At 65.8% G+C, this 16,557-nt stretch carries 13 protein-coding genes and 1 pseudogene; 10 read left to right on the top strand and 4 right to left on the bottom strand.

The features are described from left to right. Positions 1 to 7: 7 nt before the first annotated feature. The 6 genes from AAE021_RS08945 (at position 8) to AAE021_RS08920 (ending at position 4,788) form a co-directional block, all read left to right on the top strand. Positions 8 to 439 (top strand): hypothetical protein, encoded by a 432-nt coding sequence (locus AAE021_RS08945; protein ID WP_342025255.1) that lies wholly within the window; start codon positions 8 to 10, stop codon positions 437 to 439. Then, positions 436 to 1,968 (top strand): FAD-dependent monooxygenase, encoded by a 1,533-nt coding sequence (locus AAE021_RS08940; protein ID WP_342025254.1) that lies wholly within the window; start codon positions 436 to 438, stop codon positions 1,966 to 1,968. The genes AAE021_RS08945 and AAE021_RS08940 overlap by 4 nt, the downstream gene beginning before the upstream one ends. A gap of 191 nt (positions 1,969 to 2,159) precedes the next feature. Beyond that, complete coding sequence (locus AAE021_RS08935) at positions 2,160 to 2,630, top strand: FHA domain-containing protein (RefSeq protein WP_342025253.1); 471 nt, start codon at positions 2,160 to 2,162, stop codon at positions 2,628 to 2,630. A gap of 64 nt (positions 2,631 to 2,694) precedes the next feature. Further along, complete coding sequence (locus AAE021_RS08930) at positions 2,695 to 3,465, top strand: MerR family transcriptional regulator (RefSeq protein ID WP_342025252.1); 771 nt, start codon at positions 2,695 to 2,697, stop codon at positions 3,463 to 3,465. A gap of 5 nt (positions 3,466 to 3,470) precedes the next feature. Beyond that, positions 3,471 to 3,971 (top strand): bifunctional nuclease family protein, encoded by a 501-nt coding sequence (locus tag AAE021_RS08925; protein ID WP_342025251.1) that lies wholly within the window; start codon positions 3,471 to 3,473, stop codon positions 3,969 to 3,971. A gap of 229 nt (positions 3,972 to 4,200) precedes the next feature. Beyond that, positions 4,201 to 4,788: a MerR family transcriptional regulator gene (locus AAE021_RS08920; protein ID WP_342025250.1), complete on the top strand. Its 588-nt coding sequence runs from the start codon at positions 4,201 to 4,203 to the stop codon at positions 4,786 to 4,788. An 83-nt stretch (positions 4,789 to 4,871) separates the two neighbouring features. Here the strand turns inward: AAE021_RS08920 and AAE021_RS08915 are convergent, their stop codons facing one another. After that, complete coding sequence (locus AAE021_RS08915; RefSeq protein ID WP_342025249.1) at positions 4,872 to 5,711, bottom strand: ParA family protein; 840 nt, start codon at positions 5,709 to 5,711, stop codon at positions 4,872 to 4,874. A 250-nt stretch (positions 5,712 to 5,961) separates the two neighbouring features. Here AAE021_RS08915 and AAE021_RS08910 point away from each other — a divergent pair, with 250 nt between their 5' ends. Together AAE021_RS08910 and AAE021_RS08905 are read left to right on the top strand one after the other, a co-directional pair. Further along, positions 5,962 to 9,366 (top strand): pyruvate carboxylase, encoded by a 3,405-nt coding sequence (locus AAE021_RS08910; RefSeq protein ID WP_342025248.1) that lies wholly within the window; start codon positions 5,962 to 5,964, stop codon positions 9,364 to 9,366. Between the two features lie 93 nt (positions 9,367 to 9,459). After that, a complete protein-coding gene (locus AAE021_RS08905) occupies positions 9,460 to 10,881 on the top strand; it encodes a mycothione reductase (RefSeq protein ID WP_342025247.1) in 1,422 nt (473 codons plus the stop codon). A 111-nt stretch (positions 10,882 to 10,992) separates the two neighbouring features. On the opposite strand, the gene AAE021_RS08900 is transcribed toward AAE021_RS08905, so the two are convergent. Further along, entirely contained in the window at positions 10,993 to 12,801 is a 1,809-nt protein-coding gene (locus AAE021_RS08900) for an AMP-dependent synthetase/ligase (RefSeq protein ID WP_342025246.1), read from the bottom strand. A gap of 217 nt (positions 12,802 to 13,018) precedes the next feature. Here AAE021_RS08900 and AAE021_RS08895 point away from each other — a divergent pair, with 217 nt between their 5' ends. Further along, a complete protein-coding gene (locus AAE021_RS08895; protein WP_342025245.1) occupies positions 13,019 to 14,026 on the top strand; it encodes an ROK family glucokinase in 1,008 nt (335 codons plus the stop codon). A 49-nt stretch (positions 14,027 to 14,075) separates the two neighbouring features. On the opposite strand, the gene AAE021_RS08890 is transcribed toward AAE021_RS08895, so the two are convergent. Continuing rightward, positions 14,076 to 14,723 carry a hypothetical protein gene (locus AAE021_RS08890; protein WP_342025244.1) on the bottom strand — a complete coding sequence of 216 codons (648 nt, stop codon included), beginning with the start codon at positions 14,721 to 14,723 and terminating at the stop codon, positions 14,076 to 14,078. Continuing rightward, positions 14,720 to 15,481 (bottom strand): alpha/beta hydrolase, encoded by a 762-nt coding sequence (locus AAE021_RS08885; protein ID WP_342025243.1) that lies wholly within the window; start codon positions 15,479 to 15,481, stop codon positions 14,720 to 14,722. The genes AAE021_RS08890 and AAE021_RS08885 overlap by 4 nt, the downstream gene beginning before the upstream one ends. Before the next feature lie 168 nt (positions 15,482 to 15,649). On the opposite strand from AAE021_RS08885, the pseudogene AAE021_RS08880 reads away from it, so the two are divergent. Beyond that, positions 15,650 to 16,324 (top strand): annotated as a pseudogene (locus AAE021_RS08880) (lysophospholipid acyltransferase family protein); the annotation flags it as partial. Between the last annotated feature and the right edge of the window lie 233 nt (positions 16,325 to 16,557).

The following is a 16,557-nucleotide window of genomic DNA, read 5'->3' as shown; positions in this document are numbered from 1 at the left end:
AGGAAGCATGGAGACTGCGGGGAAGCCATGGATCGAGGACCGGAAGGAGGCCCGCTATCTTGCGCTGCCGGTCGTCACCGCCATGGGTTCCTTGGCACGGGGCCTGCCGGCTGTCGAGGACAAGCTCCTCTCGTTGATCGGGACCATGGGATGGCTGCCGGCCGGCAGTTACGCCTGCTGGCTTAACCAGGGCGATCCAGGGGGAGTAGCGGCGGTTACAGGCCGCCTTGTGGACTGGGCGCAGTTCCAGGGCCTGGTTTTTGACCGTCCGGCGTCCGATCCGGACGGGTGGACATGCCGGTTGGAGGAATACCTCGTGGATCCGGCGGACGTCCAGGACCCCGGGGGTTGGCGGGCCCGCATCGCGCTCAAGCTCGCTGACGAGCCGCCGTTTCAAAACCTCACGGATAATTCCGCCACGGCATCGGAGCCAACATGATCGACGTCATCGTCGCCGGCGGGGGACCCACCGGCATCATGCTGGCCGCTGAACTGCGGATGCAGGGGCTGGACGTGCTCGTGCTGGAGAAGGACCGGGAACCAACAAACATAGACCGGTCCGGCGGCCTGCATGCGCGCAGCATCGAAATCATGGACCAGCGCGGCCTGCTGGAGCCCTTCCTGTCCCTGGGGAAAAAATACCCGCTCGCCGGGTTCTTTGCCGGGATTACCAAGGACCAGCCGGAAGGCCTGGACACTTCCCACCCGTATGTGCTGGCCATTCCGCAGACGGTCACCGAAAGGCTGCTCACCGATCACGCGCTGGAACTGGGCGTGCTGATCCGGCGGGGCAGCGGGCTGGCCGGGCTAACCCAGGACGACGACGGCGTAACGGTTGAGCTGGACAGCGGCGGCCCGTTGCGCTCGCGGTACGTGGTGGGCTGCGACGGAGGACGCAGCACCGTGCGCAAAATCCTCGGCATCGGATTTCCCGGTGAACCCAGCCGGCAGGAGTGGCTGCTGGGAGAGCTCGAGCTGGGGACACCGGAGGAACAGGTCATGGAAGTGGTCACCCGGGTGCGCGGAATCCACAAGGACTTTGGTGCGGTGCCGTTGGGCGGCGGACTGTACCGGGTGGTTGTCCCGGCTGATGAAGTCGCTGAAGACCGCACCGCTCCGCCCACCCTGGAGGAGCTGGTGCTGCAGCTGCGCAGGGTCGCCGGCACCGGCTTCGAGGCGCACTCTCCGCGCTGGTTGTCCCGATTTGGCGACGCCACCCGGTTGGCCGAGAGCTACCGGGACGGGCGGGTGCTGCTGGCCGGCGATGCGGCGCATATCCATCCGCCGTTCGGCGGGCAGGGGCTGAACCTCGGCCTGCAGGATGCGTTTAACCTCGGGTGGAAGCTTGCTGCTGCTGCCAGGGGCTGGGCGCCGGACGGACTGCTGGACAGTTATCAGGCAGAACGCCGGCCGGTGGCTGCCGCCGTTCTGGAGAACACCCGGGCACAGGCCGTGCTGACGTCTCCGGAACCGGGCCCCCAGGCCGTCCGGCGGCTGGTTGCGGACCTGATGGAATTCGCCGAAGTGAACCGCTTCCTGATCGAGAAGATCACCGCCACCGGAATTCGTTACGACTTCGGGGACGGACACGGTCTGCTTGGCCGGCGGATGCCCGATGTGGCGCTGGGAGAGGTGCGTCTCTACGAGCTGATGCGAAGCGGCCGCGGGCTCCTGCTGGACCGAACGGGAGAACTGTCGGCCGCTGGGTGGACGGACCGGGTGGACTATGTGGCCGACGCCATGGCGGAACATGGCGGGGTGGACGACGGCGGTGGCCTCGGCGGGGTGGACGGAACGGACACCGGCGGGCAGGACCCGGCCGCTGTCCTGCTGCGTCCGGACGGTCACGTGGCGTGGGTTGGAAATGACCAGGATGAGCTGTCCGCTGTGCTTGCCCAGTGGTTCGGAGCCGCTGTCTCCTCAGACCTGGCGGCACCACGCTCTCCGCAGCACCCCGGGGAGGCATGAGACATCTGCGGGCGGGCCACCTTGCTCCTGCCAACCGCAGGGCCGGCAAAGGCCCGTAGTACGCTCAGTGCCGGGAAGGCCCGCCAACAGGTAGGCTAGGACAGCCGGTAGGCAAGATTTGTCAGCAGGAATTGTGCGGCCAGCCAGAATGTCGATTGGTTGGCCGCATCTTTTGGGGAGGATGTAACACCATGGCGCGCGAGGACTACAACGCCGGACAGGCCGAGCATCGGCGTGAGATGGGCGCGGAGGACACCACATCGATCAGTCTGCCGCCTCAGAGCGAAGCGACGTCGGTGGAGCCCAAGCTCAGTGCTGATGAGAGGGCTGCCGTGGCGGCGCTGCCCGCAGGGTCGGCTCTGCTGATCGCCCACTCGGGACCCAACAGCGGAGCCCGGTTCCTTTTGGATCAGGACGTGACCACTGCGGGCCGTCACCCAAATGCTGACGTGTTCCTTGATGACGTGACCGTCTCCCGCAAGCATGTGGAGTTCCGCCGGACAGCGGAGGGTTTCCGCGTGGTTGATTCCATGAGCCTGAACGGCACGTATGTGAACAACGACCGCGTGGACACTTTGCTGCTGCGCACGGGCAATGAAGTCCAGATTGGCAAGTTCCGTCTGACCTTCTACGCTGCCCGGCCGACAGCCGCACGCGCATAGTAAAACAGACGCAGGACGTTCCTGCCGGACGTCCACGGGATCACTGAGGGAATAGGTACTAGGTATGGCAGCATCACAGCCCGTCAGGCGGACCCTGGGAACGGGGAACGAGCGCCTGCGCGGCCGTGTGCTCAATATCGGGGAAGTCCTGGGTGAACTCAGCGCCGACTTTCCCGGTATCAGCGCTTCCAAGATCCGGTTCCTGGAGGAAAAGGGCCTGGTCACTCCGCAGCGGACGGCCGCCGGCTACCGGAAGTACACATCCGCCGACGTCGAGCGGCTGCGGTTTGTGCTGGCGCTGCAGCGGGACCAGTACCTTCCGCTGAAGATCATCAAGGACTACCTGGACGCGATTGACCGCGGGGAGCGTCCCGAATCGCTGCCCGGCGGGATGTCGCTGACGCCGCGGGCGGTATCCGAGCAGCTGGCCGGAGAGCTCTCCGCCCGGACGTTTGCCCGCGCCCTGACTTTTAATGAACTGGTCCGGGAATCCGGGGCCACCGCCGATCTGGTGCGGAACCTGGCCGGTTACGGCCTCATCGCTTCCACCGACAACGGTGCCGAGCACGGCGTTTTTGATGAACATGCGCTGAGGGTTGCGAAGGCGTGTGCCAAACTTCAGGCCCATGGAATCGAACCGCGCCACCTGCGCCCGTTCCGCGCCGCGGCGGACCGGGAGCTGGGCCTGGTGGAAAGCGTTGTGGCACCCCTGGCATCACGGCGGGACGTCGCGTCCAAGGCAAGGGCTGCCGAGACGGCACGGGAGATCAGTGATCTCTGCCTGAACCTGCACAGTGCCCTGGTCAACGGGCATATCGCACGAATGGAAGGCTGAGGAGCATGCGTGAAGTTGAAGTGGTCGGTGTCCGCATCGAGCTGCCGTCAAATCAGCCGCTGGTACTGCTCAAGGAAATCAACGGCGAGCGTCATCTGCCCATCTGGATCGGCGCTCCCGAAGCCAGCGCCATCGCTTTTGTCCAGCAGGGGATCGTTCCGCCCCGGCCCATGACGCATGACCTGCTCGCCTCCGTTGTCACTGCGCTCGGACGCAGCGTCAGCGAGGTGCGTCTGGTGTCCGTCGAGGACACCGTCTTCTACGCCGAGCTCGTTTTCGACAATGGCGTCACGGTAAGTTCCCGCGCGTCGGACGCCATCGCGGTGGCACTGAGGGCGCCCTGTCCCATCCTGTGCGCCGACGCAGTCCTCGACGAGGCCGGCGTCCGGATCGCCGAAGCCGACGAGGAAGACGAAGACGAGGAAGACCAGGAGAACGCCGAACGCGAGCTGCGTCAGTTCCGTGAGTTCCTGGCTGACGTTGAACCCGAAGATTTTGAGCGCTGATTCGACACGCCTGGAGAAAAAGGGCCTGCATCTTTGACCTTGGACCTGGTCAGATCTAACGTCGAAGCATAGAGTTCCCGCTGCACGGTTCTCCGCTGTTCCTGTTCAGGATTTACCCTTTCCGGGGTTCTTCCCCTGAGAGGTTCCGCGGGGCACACTGAAGGAAGTCGTTCCTGACATCCTGATCCCGCGCGCACCCCCCCCAGGGAACCGCTACTAGGAGGCACAAGTGAGTCCCAAAGGCGATGCCGGCGAGCACATCCACGCCGCTGCGCCGGGTAAGGTTCCCGGAGCCCAGGGCTTGCTGTTCACTGAGGATCTGCCCGTTCTCGATGAGGACGCCGGCTACCGAGGTCCAACAGCCTGCAAAGCCGCGGGAATCACCTACCGCCAGCTGGATTACTGGGCCCGCACCGGCCTGGTGGAACCGGCGGTCCGCGGGGCATCCGGTTCCGGAACGCAGCGGCTCTACAGCTTCCGGGACATCCTGGTCCTCAAAGTCGTCAAGCGCCTGCTGGACACCGGGGTTTCCCTGCAGCAGATCCGCACAGCCGTGGAGCACCTGCGGGAACGGGGTGTCGAAGATCTGGCCCAGATCACCCTCATGAGCGACGGCGCCAGCGTGTACGAATGCACTTCCGCGGATGAGGTCATTGACCTGGTCCAGGGCGGACAGGGTGTCTTTGGAATCGCCGTCGGACGTGTCTGGCGCGAAGTCGAAGGAAGCCTTGCCCAGCTGCCCAGCGAACGCGTGGGAGAACACACGTTTCCCGGCGATGAGCTGAGCCAGCGGCGGATCGCCCGCAAAATCAGCTGATCACCGGCAAAAACCCCAACACATATAAAACTGCAGGCAACGGGAGTCCCGTTGCCTGCAGTTTTTTGGTCTCTGGGAGCGGGCTATCCTGCGCGGCGGATAACCCGGTTGCGGACGCTGCCGGTCTCCACGAGGTTCTTCAGCAGCGCATCAAACGTTGACGCAGCCTGCTTGGCCGATTCACCGGGCCAGTGATGCACCGAGTGGGCGGCACCCTGGATCTGCTGCCAGTTGGCCTGCTCGGCGATGGTGGGGCTCAGGAGCAGGTCCCCGAACATCTGCTTCATTTCCGCCAGCCGGAACGTGTGCTCATTCGACCCGGAACGGACCCGGTTTGCGATGATTCCCGCCGGAGCGAGATTGGGAGCGAATTCCTTGCGGAACAGTTCCAGGGCGCGCATTGTCCGTTCGGTCCCAGCCACTGAAAAAAGTCCAGGTTCGGCGACGAGCAGCACACGGTTGCTGGCGGTCCAGGCGATGCGGGTCAAGCCGTTGAGCGACGGCGGGCAGTCGATCAGGACCAGCCCATACCCGCTGACGCGGCCTAGCAGGGTGGACAGCCGTTTGAGGTCCCGCTTCCCAAGATCCGGGCGGTCATAGATGCCCGAAAACGCAGAGCCCATGGCGACGTCGAGAACGGGCTGGCGCTTGGGGTCGGGAGTTCGTGCGCGGCGGTCATTGGCGACCCAGCCGCTGGCCACCACATTCTCGGCCAGCTGGGCGCGGCGGGAATTCTTGAGCATTTCGCCGATACCGGGTTTGTCGGCAGCGGTGACGCCCAGTCCCGTGGTGGCGTCCGCATGCGGATCCAAATCCACAACGAGGGTGGGAATTCCTGCTGCCAGTGCAGCCGATGCCAGTCCAAGCGTCACGGAAGTCTTGCCCACGCCGCCCTTAAGACTGCTGATGCTCACTACTTGCACTTGTTGAACCAAAACCTAACGTGTCTAGGGATCACGAGCGGGGCCCTTGTGAGGCTGCAGCTTCATTCTATGTGACGCCCGGTGGTAACTCCTGCAGCACGGAGTTTGCAGGGGTGGCGCGCAGGAGGAACTATAAGGAACGTGACGTCCGGAGCGGTATGGATCCGCCGCGTGAAATAGTCTGGACTAGAATCCGTTGAGGATGGCGGTACCCCGGCTGTCCTCAGCCCCGCAACGATGCAGGAGAGCAATGTTCTCGAAGATATTGGTAGCCAACCGCGGAGAAATCGCCATCCGTGCCTTCAGAGCCGCCTATGAGCTGGGTGTGAAAACCGTTGCGGTGTTCCCCTACGAGGACCGCAACTCCATCCACCGCCAGAAGGCCGACGAGGCCTACCTGATCGGAGAGGAAGGGCACCCCGTCCGGGCGTACCTGGACGTGGACGAGATTATCCGTGTTGCCAAGGAATCCGGGTGCGACGCCATCTATCCGGGCTATGGCTTCCTGTCCGAGAACCCGCAGCTGGCCCGGGCGGCCCGCGAGGCCGGCATTACGTTTGTTGGGCCCGCCGCGGACATCCTGGAGCTGGCCGGCCATAAGGTCCATGCCCTCAATGCCGCACGGGAGGCCGGGATCCCGGTCCTGCGCTCCACCCAGCCGAGTTCTGACCCCGAAAAGCTGCTGTCCGAAGCCGAGGACATTGGGTTTCCCATCTTCGTCAAGGCTGTTGCCGGCGGCGGCGGGCGCGGCATGCGCCGGGTCGACAATGCAAAGGACCTGCCCGAGGCGCTGAATGCCGCCATGCGTGAGGCTGACACGGCCTTTGGCGATTCCACCGTTTTCCTTGAGCAGGCGGTGCTGCGTCCCCGTCACATCGAGGTCCAGATCCTGGCCGACGGCGAAGGCAACGTGATCCACCTCTTCGAGCGCGACTGCTCGCTGCAGCGCCGCCACCAGAAGGTCATCGAAATTGCCCCGGCACCGAACCTGGACGAAGAAATCCGGCAGGCTCTGTACCGGGACGCGGTGAAGTTCGCCAAGGCGCTGAAGTACGAGAACGCCGGCACCGTGGAGTTCCTGGTGGATACCGTCGGAGAACGCGCCGGACAGCACGTTTTCATTGAGATGAATCCGCGCATCCAGGTGGAGCACACCGTCACCGAGGAAATCACCGACGTGGACCTCGTCCAGTCCCAGCTGCGGATCGCAGCCGGCGAGACCCTGGAGGACCTGGGGCTTCGCCAGGAAGAACTGCAGGTCCGCGGCGCGGCGCTGCAGTGCCGGATTACCACCGAGGACCCGGCCAACGGCTTCCGCCCCGATGTTGGCAAGATCAGCGGCTACCGCTCCGCCGGCGGCGCCGGCGTGCGGCTCGACGGCGGAACCGTGTATGCCGGTGCCGACATCAGCCCCCACTTTGACTCCATGCTGGTGAAGCTGACCTGCCGCGGCCGCACCTACCCCGCAGCCGTCAACCGTGCCCGCCGCGCCCTGGCCGAGTTCCGCATCCGCGGCGTATCCTCGAACATTTCCTTCCTGCAGGCCGTCCTTGATGACCCGGATTTTATTGCCGGCGACGTCGCAACGTCCTTCATCGAGGAGCGCCCCGAACTGCTCAACGCCCGCGGTTCCGCGGACCGCGGTTCCCGGCTGCTGAACTGGCTGGCCGACACCACCGTCAATAAGCCGCACGGCGAGCTGACCGTCCACGTGAACCCGGCCGACAAGCTTCCCGCCGAGCTGCCCGAGATCCGCCCCGGATCCCGCCAGCGGCTGCAGGAGCTGGGCCCGGAACGGTTTGCCGCGGAGCTCCGCGCCCAGCAGGCGCTGGCCGTCACCGACACCACCTTCCGTGACGCCCACCAGTCGCTGCTGGCCACCCGGGTCCGCACCCGGGACCTGCTGCTGGCAGCACCGGCGGTGGCCGCGCTGACGCCGCAGCTGCTCTCAGTCGAAGCCTGGGGCGGCGCCACCTACGACGTTGCGCTGCGCTTCCTGGGCGAAGACCCCTGGGAACGGCTCGTTTCACTGCGCAAGGCGATGCCGAACATCTGCATCCAGATGCTCCTGCGCGGCCGCAACACCGTGGGCTACACCCCGTACCCCACCGAGGTGGCCGAGGCCTTCATCCAGGAAGCGGCGGAGTCCGGCGTGGACATCTTCCGCATCTTCGACGCGCTGAACGACGTGGAGCAGATGGAACCGGCCATCCGGGCAGTGCGCGCCACCGGCACCGCCGTCGCCGAGGTGGCCCTGTGCTACACGGCGGACATGATGGATCCGAAGGAGACGCTGTACACGCTGGACTACTACCTGGACCTGGCCCAGAAGATGGTCGACGCCGGGGCGCACATCCTGGCGATCAAGGACATGGCGGGTCTGCTGCGCCCCGCCGCCGCCGCCAAGCTTGTTGCCGCGCTGCGGGACCGCTTTGACCTTCCCGTGCACCTGCACACCCACGACACCGCCGGCGGACAGCTCGCAACGCTGCTTGCCGCGGCCGAGGCCGGAGTGGACGCCGTGGACGTGGCCAGCGCTTCGCTGGCCGGCACCACCAGCCAGCCGTCGGCCTCATCGCTGGTGGCCTCGCTGGCACACACCGAGCGGGACACCGGCCTGGACCTGGATGCCGTCAGTGCGATGGAGCCGTACTGGGAAGCAGTGCGCCGCGTATACGCTCCGTTCGAGTCCGGCCTCGCCGGCCCCACGGGCCGGGTTTACCAGCACGAAATTCCCGGCGGCCAGCTGTCGAACCTGCGCCAGCAGGCCATTGCCCTGGGCCTGGGGGAGCGGTTCGAAGCCATCGAGGACATGTACACCGCCGCGGACCGTATCCTGGGCCGGCTGGTCAAGGTTACGCCGTCGTCCAAGGTTGTCGGTGACCTGGCCCTGCAGCTGGTCGGCAGCAACGTATCGCCGGAGGACTTCGAGGAAAACCCGCAGAACCATGACATCCCGGATTCCGTCATTGGGTTCCTCAGCGGTGAGCTGGGCAACCCGCCCGGCGGCTGGCCCGAGCCTTTCCGGACCAAGGCCCTGCAGGGCCGCAAAGTAAAGGTGCGCGACGCCGAACTCACCGAGGTGGACCGCGCCGGCCTGGCCGGCGACTCGGCCACCCGGAGGGAAACGCTGAACCGCCTCCTCTTCCCCGGTCCGGCCAAGGAGTTTGCCACGGTCCGTGAGACCTATGGCGATGTGTCAGTCCTGGACACCCGCGACTACCTGTACGGTCTGCAGCGCGGTGGCGAGCATGTGGTGGAACTCGAAAAGGGCGTGCGCCTGATCGCCACGCTCGAAGCGGTGGGGGAGCCCGATGAAAAGGGCATGCGGCAGGTCATGACCACCCTCAACGGGCAGATGCGCCCGGTCATGGTCCGTGACCGCAGCGTGCAGTCCCAGGTGAAGGTCGCCGAGCAGGCCGACCCCGGCAACCCGGGCCACGTCGCGGCACCGTTCGCCGGCGCGGTAACCATCACGGTCAGGGAAGGCGATGAAGTGGCCGCCGGTGAAACCGTTGCCACCATTGAGGCCATGAAGATGGAAGCGTCCATCACGGCACCCGTGGCCGGCAAGGTGTCGCGGGTGGCGATTGCCGCCGTCGAGCAGGTGCAGGGCGGAGACCTGCTGGTGGCGATCGACCCCACGGACAGCTAGTTTCGTCCACCGCCCATGGGTGGATCAAGGCTGAGGAAGGCCCCGGAATCCGGCAACGGATACCGGGGCTTTCCTCGGCTCTAGACTGGGAGGGTGACTCATTTTGATTTGGCCATCATTGGCTCGGGCTCCGGCAACTCCCTGATCACTCCCGATTGGGACGGCAGGAAGGTTGCCGTTATTGACGGCGGCACCTTCGGGGGGACCTGCCTGAACGTCGGCTGCATCCCCACGAAGATGTTTGTCTATCCGGCCCAGCTCGCGGCAGCAGGCGAGGACGCCGCACGCCTGGGCGTGGACCAGACCCTCGAGAAAGTGCACTGGCGGGATATCCGCGACCGGATCTTCACCCGCATCGATTCCATCTCCGCCGGCGGACGCCGTTATCGCGCCGAGGAACTGGACAACGTCACGCTCTATGAAAACCACGTCCATTTTGTCAGTGAGCACGCCCTGGAAACGGATGACGGGCAGCGGATTACCGCCGACCAGATCGTGGTGGCCGCTGGTTCCCGGCCGGTGCTGCCGGACATCCCCGGCATGGACCTGCCGCAGGTGCACACCTCTGACACCGTCATGCGCATTCCGGATCTCCCGGAGCGCATCCTGATCATCGGCGGCGGGTACATCGCAGCGGAGTTTGGCTTCGTCTTTTCGGCGTTCGGCGCCAAGGTGACCATGGCTGCCCGCTCGGGACCGCTGCTGCGTGCCATGGATGACACCGTATCCGAGCGCTTCACCGAGGCTGCTTCACAGCAGTGGGACGTGCGGCTGGACACCCGGGTCACAGCCCTGGTCGAAAACCCGGACGGTTCCGTGCGTGCGCAGCTTGTTGGACCCGACGGCGAGTCCGGACTAGACATCGATCTGGTGCTGGTGGCCACCGGGCGTGTTCCCAACACGGACCGGCTCGGCGTCGACGCGGCAGGGTTCGACCTGCGTCCGGATGGCCGGCTGGCTGTTGATGACTTCCAGCGCGTGCTGAAGGACGGCAAACCGGTCGACGGCGTGTGGGGCCTCGGCGACGTCAGCAGCGACTTCCAGCTCAAGCACGTGGCCAACCACGAGGCGCGGACCGTTTCGCATAACCTGGTGCACCCGGGGGACCTCCGCGCCAGCGACCACCGGTTTGTTCCGTCAGCCGTCTTCAGCAGCCCGCAGATTGCCTCCGTGGGCATGACCGAGGAAGAGGCATGCCGGGACACCGAAGCCCGCGGCGTGGAGCTCGCTGTGGCTGTCCAGGAATATGGGTCCACCGCGTACGGCTGGGCCATGGAAGACACCACGGGATTCGTGAAGCTGCTGGCCGAGAAGGACACCGGCAAGCTGCTAGGCGCACACATCATGGGGCATGAGGCGTCCATGCTGATTCAGCCCCTGATCCAGGCCATGTCCTTCGGGCTGGACGCGGCAACCATGGCATCGGGGCAGTACTGGATCCATCCGGCCCTGACCGAAGTGGTGGAAAACGCGCTGTTGTCGCTGCGCACCGGGACTGCCGGCGCCGCAGGATAACCGCTAACGGCAGCGGAAAGGGCGGGCCCGGTGATCCGGACCCGCCCTTTTGTTGTGCCCTGCGCAGCTGGTTCAACCCCTGCGCAGCCGGTTGAACCCCGGTGGCGCCGGCTAGACCTTCTGGCCGCTGTAGATATCCTCCACCACGGCGGAGAAGTCCTTCAGGACCTGTGCGCGCTTGATCTTCAGGGACGGCGTCAGGTGTCCGCTGGCTTCGGTGAAGTCCGAGGGAACCACGCGGAAGACCTTGATGGCCTCGGCCTGGGACACGGTCTTATTCGCGGATTCCACGAGCGCCTGGATTTCCTGCTGCAGCTGCTCCGTCTGCCCGGCTTCGGCCACCGTGGTGCCGGCCGGCAGCTTGTGCCGCTCGAGCCACCCCGGAAGCGCTTCCTCGTCCAGCGTGATCAGGGCTGAGATAAACGGCCGCTGGTCGCCCACCACAACGCACTGGGACACAATCGCATCGGCGCGGATGCTGTCCTCCAGCACCGCCGGAATGACGTTCTTGCCGCTGGCGGTAACGATGATTTCCTTCTTGCGGCCGGTGATCTTCAGGAAGCCATCATTGTCCAGCTGGCCAATGTCCCCGGTGCGGAACCAGCCGTCCGTGAAGTTGTCCGCGGTGAGGTCCGGGCGGTTGTAGTAGCCCTTCATGACGCTGACGCCCTTGGCGAGGATCTCGCCGTCGTCGGCTATTTTCACTGCGTTGCCCGGCAGCGGCGCGCCCACCGTGCCGATCTTGGTCAGCTTGGGGGTGTTCACGGTGACCGGCGCCGTTGTCTCGGTCAGGCCGTAGCCTTCCAGGACCGTGACGCCAATGCCGTGGAAAAAATGGCCCAGGCGGTCGCCCAGCGGGGCGCCTCCCGAAATCGCGTACTTGACCTGCCCGCCCATGGCGGTGCGGATCTTGCCGTAGAGGAGACGGTCGAAAACGGCGTGCTTGACCTTCAGGCTCAGCGGCACCTTGCCGGTTTCCTGCGCCTTGGACCATTCAATGGCCGTTTTGGCGCCGGCATGGAAGATCTTGCCCTTGCCGCCGTCCTCCGCCTTCAGCATGGAGGAGTTGTAGACCTTTTCGAAGACCCGGGGGACCACCAGCAGGAAGTCCGGTTTGAAGCTCTGCAGGTCCGGAAGCAGGTTCTTGACGTCGGGGGTGTGCGCCACGGTGGCGCCGGAGGTAACACACAGCACCGAAATGAACCGTGCGAACACGTGGGCCAGCGGCAGGAACATGATGGTCTGCGCACCCTCGCGGCACACCTCGGGCTGGGCGGCTGCGGCATTGCGGGACAGGTTCACAAAATTTCCGTGGGTCAGCTCGCAGCCCTTGGGCCGGCCGGTGGTTCCCGAGGTGTAAATGATGGTGGCGGTGTCCTCCAGCGTGGCCCTGGCGCGGCGTGCATCAAGTTCCGTGTCGGGCACGGACGCGCCGGCGGTGCGGAGCTCATCGAGGCCTTGGCCGTCGATCTGCCACACATTGGCGACGGCACCCAGGTCCTCCTCCACCGCTGCCTGCCGGACCACGTTCTCGTGGCGGGCAGCTTCCACAACCACGCCCACGGCGCCGGAATCGCTGAGGATCCATGCAACCTGGGACGGCGAGGATGTTTCATAAATCGGGACGGAGACCGCACCGGCGAACCACAGGGCAAAATCGACCAGGGTCCACTCGTACCGGGTGCGGGCCATGATCCCCACCCGGTCCCCGGGCTGGACGCCTGCGGCGGTGAAGCCCTTGGCGATCAGCCGGACATCCTTGAGGAACTCAGTGGCCGTAATGGGTGCCCATGCACCGTCCGCTCCCCGAACGGAGAACAGTGCCGGGTTGGAGGGCTTGGCCGCCTGCTCCAGCAGTAGATCGGTGATGTTGGTCTCCAACGGTGATTCCACCAGAGGGGGGACACTGTATTCACGCACGATAGCTCCTTTGATATCCGACTGGCCGGCAGACGATTGCGCAGACATTAACGTCAAGCCTATAACGTGGATCACATAAAAATACCGGTGGGTAACTTCTCGAACCAATAACGCTTTCGCGGCAGGCCCGGCCGGTGAATACACTTGGTTGTTGATGCGTCCCGTTAACCCAGCGCCTGTTCCCCGTTCCTCTCCCATCCTTTGGCAGCGCCGCGCCATGGAGCCTTTTCCCGCCCGCCGGCCCATCAGGCTGCCGAACCGGATGCGCCGGCGCGGATTGGCCATCGGCATCGACATTGGCGGCACCAAGGTGGCGGCCGGGCTGGTCGACGGCGACGGCCGGGTGATCGCCGAGGCCCGCCGCTCCACCCCCGGCCAGGATCCGCGCGAAGTGGAATCGGTCATTGTGGATCTCGTGCGCGAGCTTTCCGCCAACCACCATGTCTGGTCCGTGGGCATCGGCGCCGCCGGTTGGATGGACCTCGCGGGCAGCACCGTGCTGTTCAGCCCCCATCTGGCCTGGCGGAACGAGCCCCTGCGCGAGAACCTCGAGCGGCTGCTGCGCCGCCGCGTCTATCTGGTCAACGACGCCGACGGCGCCGCCTGGGCCGAGTGGCGTTTTGGTGCCGGCCTCGGCCAGAGCCGCATGGTGTGCGTGACCCTGGGCACGGGAATTGGCGGTGCCATGATCATGGACGGCCGGCTGGAGCGGGGAAGGTTCGGCGTGGCGGGGGAGTTTGGCCACCAGATCATCATGCCCTCCGGCCAGCGCTGCGAATGCGGCAACCGCGGCTGCTGGGAGCAGTACGCGTCCGGCAACGCCCTGGGCCGGGAAGCCCGGGAGCTTGCCGCCGCCAACTCCCCGGTGGCACAGGAACTGCTGCGGGCCGTGGACGGCGACATCAGCGCCATTACCGGTGCAGTGGTGACCCGGATGGCGCTGGAAGGCGATCAGGCGTCCGTGGAGCTGCTGGACGAAGTGGGGCAGTGGCTGGGACTTGGGCTGGCCAACCTGGCGGCCGCCCTGGATCCGGGAATGTTTGTTGTCGGCGGCGGCTTGAGCGCCGCCGGAGACCTGCTGCTGGAACCTGCGCGCAGGTCTTTCGCCCGGAACCTGACCGGCCGCGGCTTCCGGCCGGCGGCACGCCTTGAACTTGCCGCCCTGGGGCCGGGAGCCGGAATGATTGGTGCCGCGGACCTGTCGCGGATAGCTGCCCGGCGCTGACCCGCCGTGTGGGCGGCTGCCCGCCACCGGAAGGACGAACGGTGCTGCCCTACACGGCGGCGCCGTCGTCATCGCGGTGCTGCGGCAACCGGAAGAGCAAATAAGCGGCTGCCGCCCCAAAGAGGGCTATAACGCCCAGGATGACCGCCACCGGAGCACCGCGCCAGAACATGGCAAACAGCAGCAGCAGGAGAGGCCCGCCAAGGGCGCCGATCCAGGCGAGGACCACCAGCGGCTCCCCGGTGCTGAACGGCGGCGGTTCCGGCGGCACAAACTCTCCCTCCGACTCGAGCTCCTCCGGCTCGTCATAGTCGCGGGGACCCCGCGGCGGGGCCGCCCGGAACGGCTGGTTGTCGAAGATGGCGCGGGTGCGTTCCGCTGCGGAGCGCCCTGCCGGATCACGCGGCGGAATGTCCGTTCCGGAACCCTCCCGGGGTCCCGCCCCGGGCCCTGCCGGATGGCTCTGCTCTCCCTTGCCGTCCGCGGCGGGGACCGGGGAACCGGAGGAAGGGTCTGGGACCGTTCCCGAATCTGCGGATGCGGGCCGGGAGCCGTCGCCGCTGCCCCCGCTCTTTCCGCCGGGGACGTCCCGGCCGCCGTGCGTCTCATCGGCCGGCATGTTCTCCAGCCGTGCGACCAAATCCTGCCACACTGAATCATCGGTGGATTCGTTGCGTTCCGGTTCGCGTTCTTTCATGCTGCAGCACCTGCGCTGATCCTCTGGATGAACTGATGGGAACGGTCAAAAATCAAGGGTGCGTCGTGGTCCATAGTGGCCACATGGTAGCTGTTTTCCAACGAAACCACCTCCAGTTCACTGCCCAGGTACCTGCGCAGGACATCCATGCTGGACTCCGGAACCACCGGATCCACAGTGGAACGGAAGGCGATGACTGGCGCCGTGATCCGCGGAAGCACCGCCGTCGTGTCCCTGAACAGCCGCATTAGCTGATGCACGCCGCCCACCGGGGTACGCAGGTATGCCCCTTCGTCCTGGCCCTCCAGCTTGATGCTGTTGGCAATGGCCGGCACCGAGCGCATGACGTACTTCAGCAGTCCCGAGTACCGTGCGCGCGGGTCATCGATCGTGAGCCCGGGATTCACCACGGCCACCCCCGCCACCGGCCGGTGGGCGGCCAGGCGGAGCGCCAGCGTTCCGCCCATGGACAGCCCGGCGGCAACCACCCGGTCGGTGCGCTCCTGCAGCTGCTGGTATGCCCGGTCATAGGAGTCATACCAAAGCTCCCAGGGGGTCCTTGCCAGCTCCTGCCATGTGGTGCCGTGCCCGGGAAGCAGAGGCAGGCTCACCGCATACCCCTGCGCCTGAAGATGCCGGGCCCATCCGGCAAGGCTCACCGGGGAGCCGGTGAAGCCATGGCTCAGGAGCACTCCGGTTGCGGCGTTGGCGCCGTGGCCTTCGCTGGAAAAGGCGCCTGGGCCCGGTGGGGAAGTCATAACACTATGGTTGCATTCGGCAGCCCGTTTTCCACCCCTGCAGCGCCCAAAGTTGCGGGACCCGCGACGTCGGAAAATTCAACGCGGCCGGGCGGGCGCATAGAGTAGGAGCAGGGATTCAAAACGGAGTCCCTGTTTTGTGATGTCCGGACGGGAGAGCTGGCTTACGTGTTCTATTGGGTGATGAAGACCATTTTCATCGGGCCGGTGGTCAATCTGCTCTTCAGGCCCTGGGTCAAAGGCATGAACAACGTGCCCGAAACCGGTCCGGCTGTACTGGTGAGCAACCACTTGTCCTTCTCCGACTCGATCTTCCTGCCGCTGGCCGTGCCGCGGCCTGTGAGTTTTTTGGCCAAGTCCGAGTACTTCACCGGCAAGGGCCTCAAAGGAAAGCTCACCGCCGCCTTCTTCCGGCTCACTAATCAGCTGCCGATGGACCGTTCCGGTGGTGCGGCATCGGCCAGCTCCCTGAGCGCAGGCGTGGACGTCCTGGAAAACGGGGGCCTGCTGGGAATTTACCCCGAGGGGACCCGCAGCCCGGACGGACGCCTCTACCGCGGCAAGACCGGCGTGGCCAAGCTGGTGCTGAAAACGGGCGTCCCGGTCATCCCGGTGGCCATGATCGGCACTGACAAGGTCCAGCCCATTGGCCGGAAAATACCCAACATCCGCCGCATCGGAATCATCGTTGGCGAGCCGCTGGACTTCTCCCGGTACGCCGGCATGGAGAATGACCGGTTCATCCAGCGCTCGGTGACCGACGAAATCATGTACGAACTGATGCGCCTGTCCGGCCAGGAGTACGTGGACGTCTACGCGAGCACCATGAAGGAAAAGCAGGCGGCCGCCCGCAAGATCTCCAAGCAGGCCGAAGCCCGCAGCGCCGCGGTGCGTCTTCCCGAGCACGGCAGCGCTTCGGATGCAGCCGGGGCAGCCCAGGCGCCCGGCATACCCCGGGCCGTGGGTGCCCGGCCCGCGGAGCCCGGCGGCCGGACCCAGACACCCGCCGGTGACAAGACCGGCAGCACCGTGGCCGGTGACAAGGACGCTGACGACGGCGCATCGGCAACTCTTCC

This window comes from Arthrobacter citreus, assembly GCF_038405225.1.
GTDB lineage: Bacteria > Actinomycetota > Actinomycetes > Actinomycetales > Micrococcaceae > Arthrobacter_B > Arthrobacter_B citreus_A.
The sequence above is the reverse complement of the archived record's forward strand: the minus strand, read 5'-3'. Positions and strand labels throughout refer to the sequence as shown.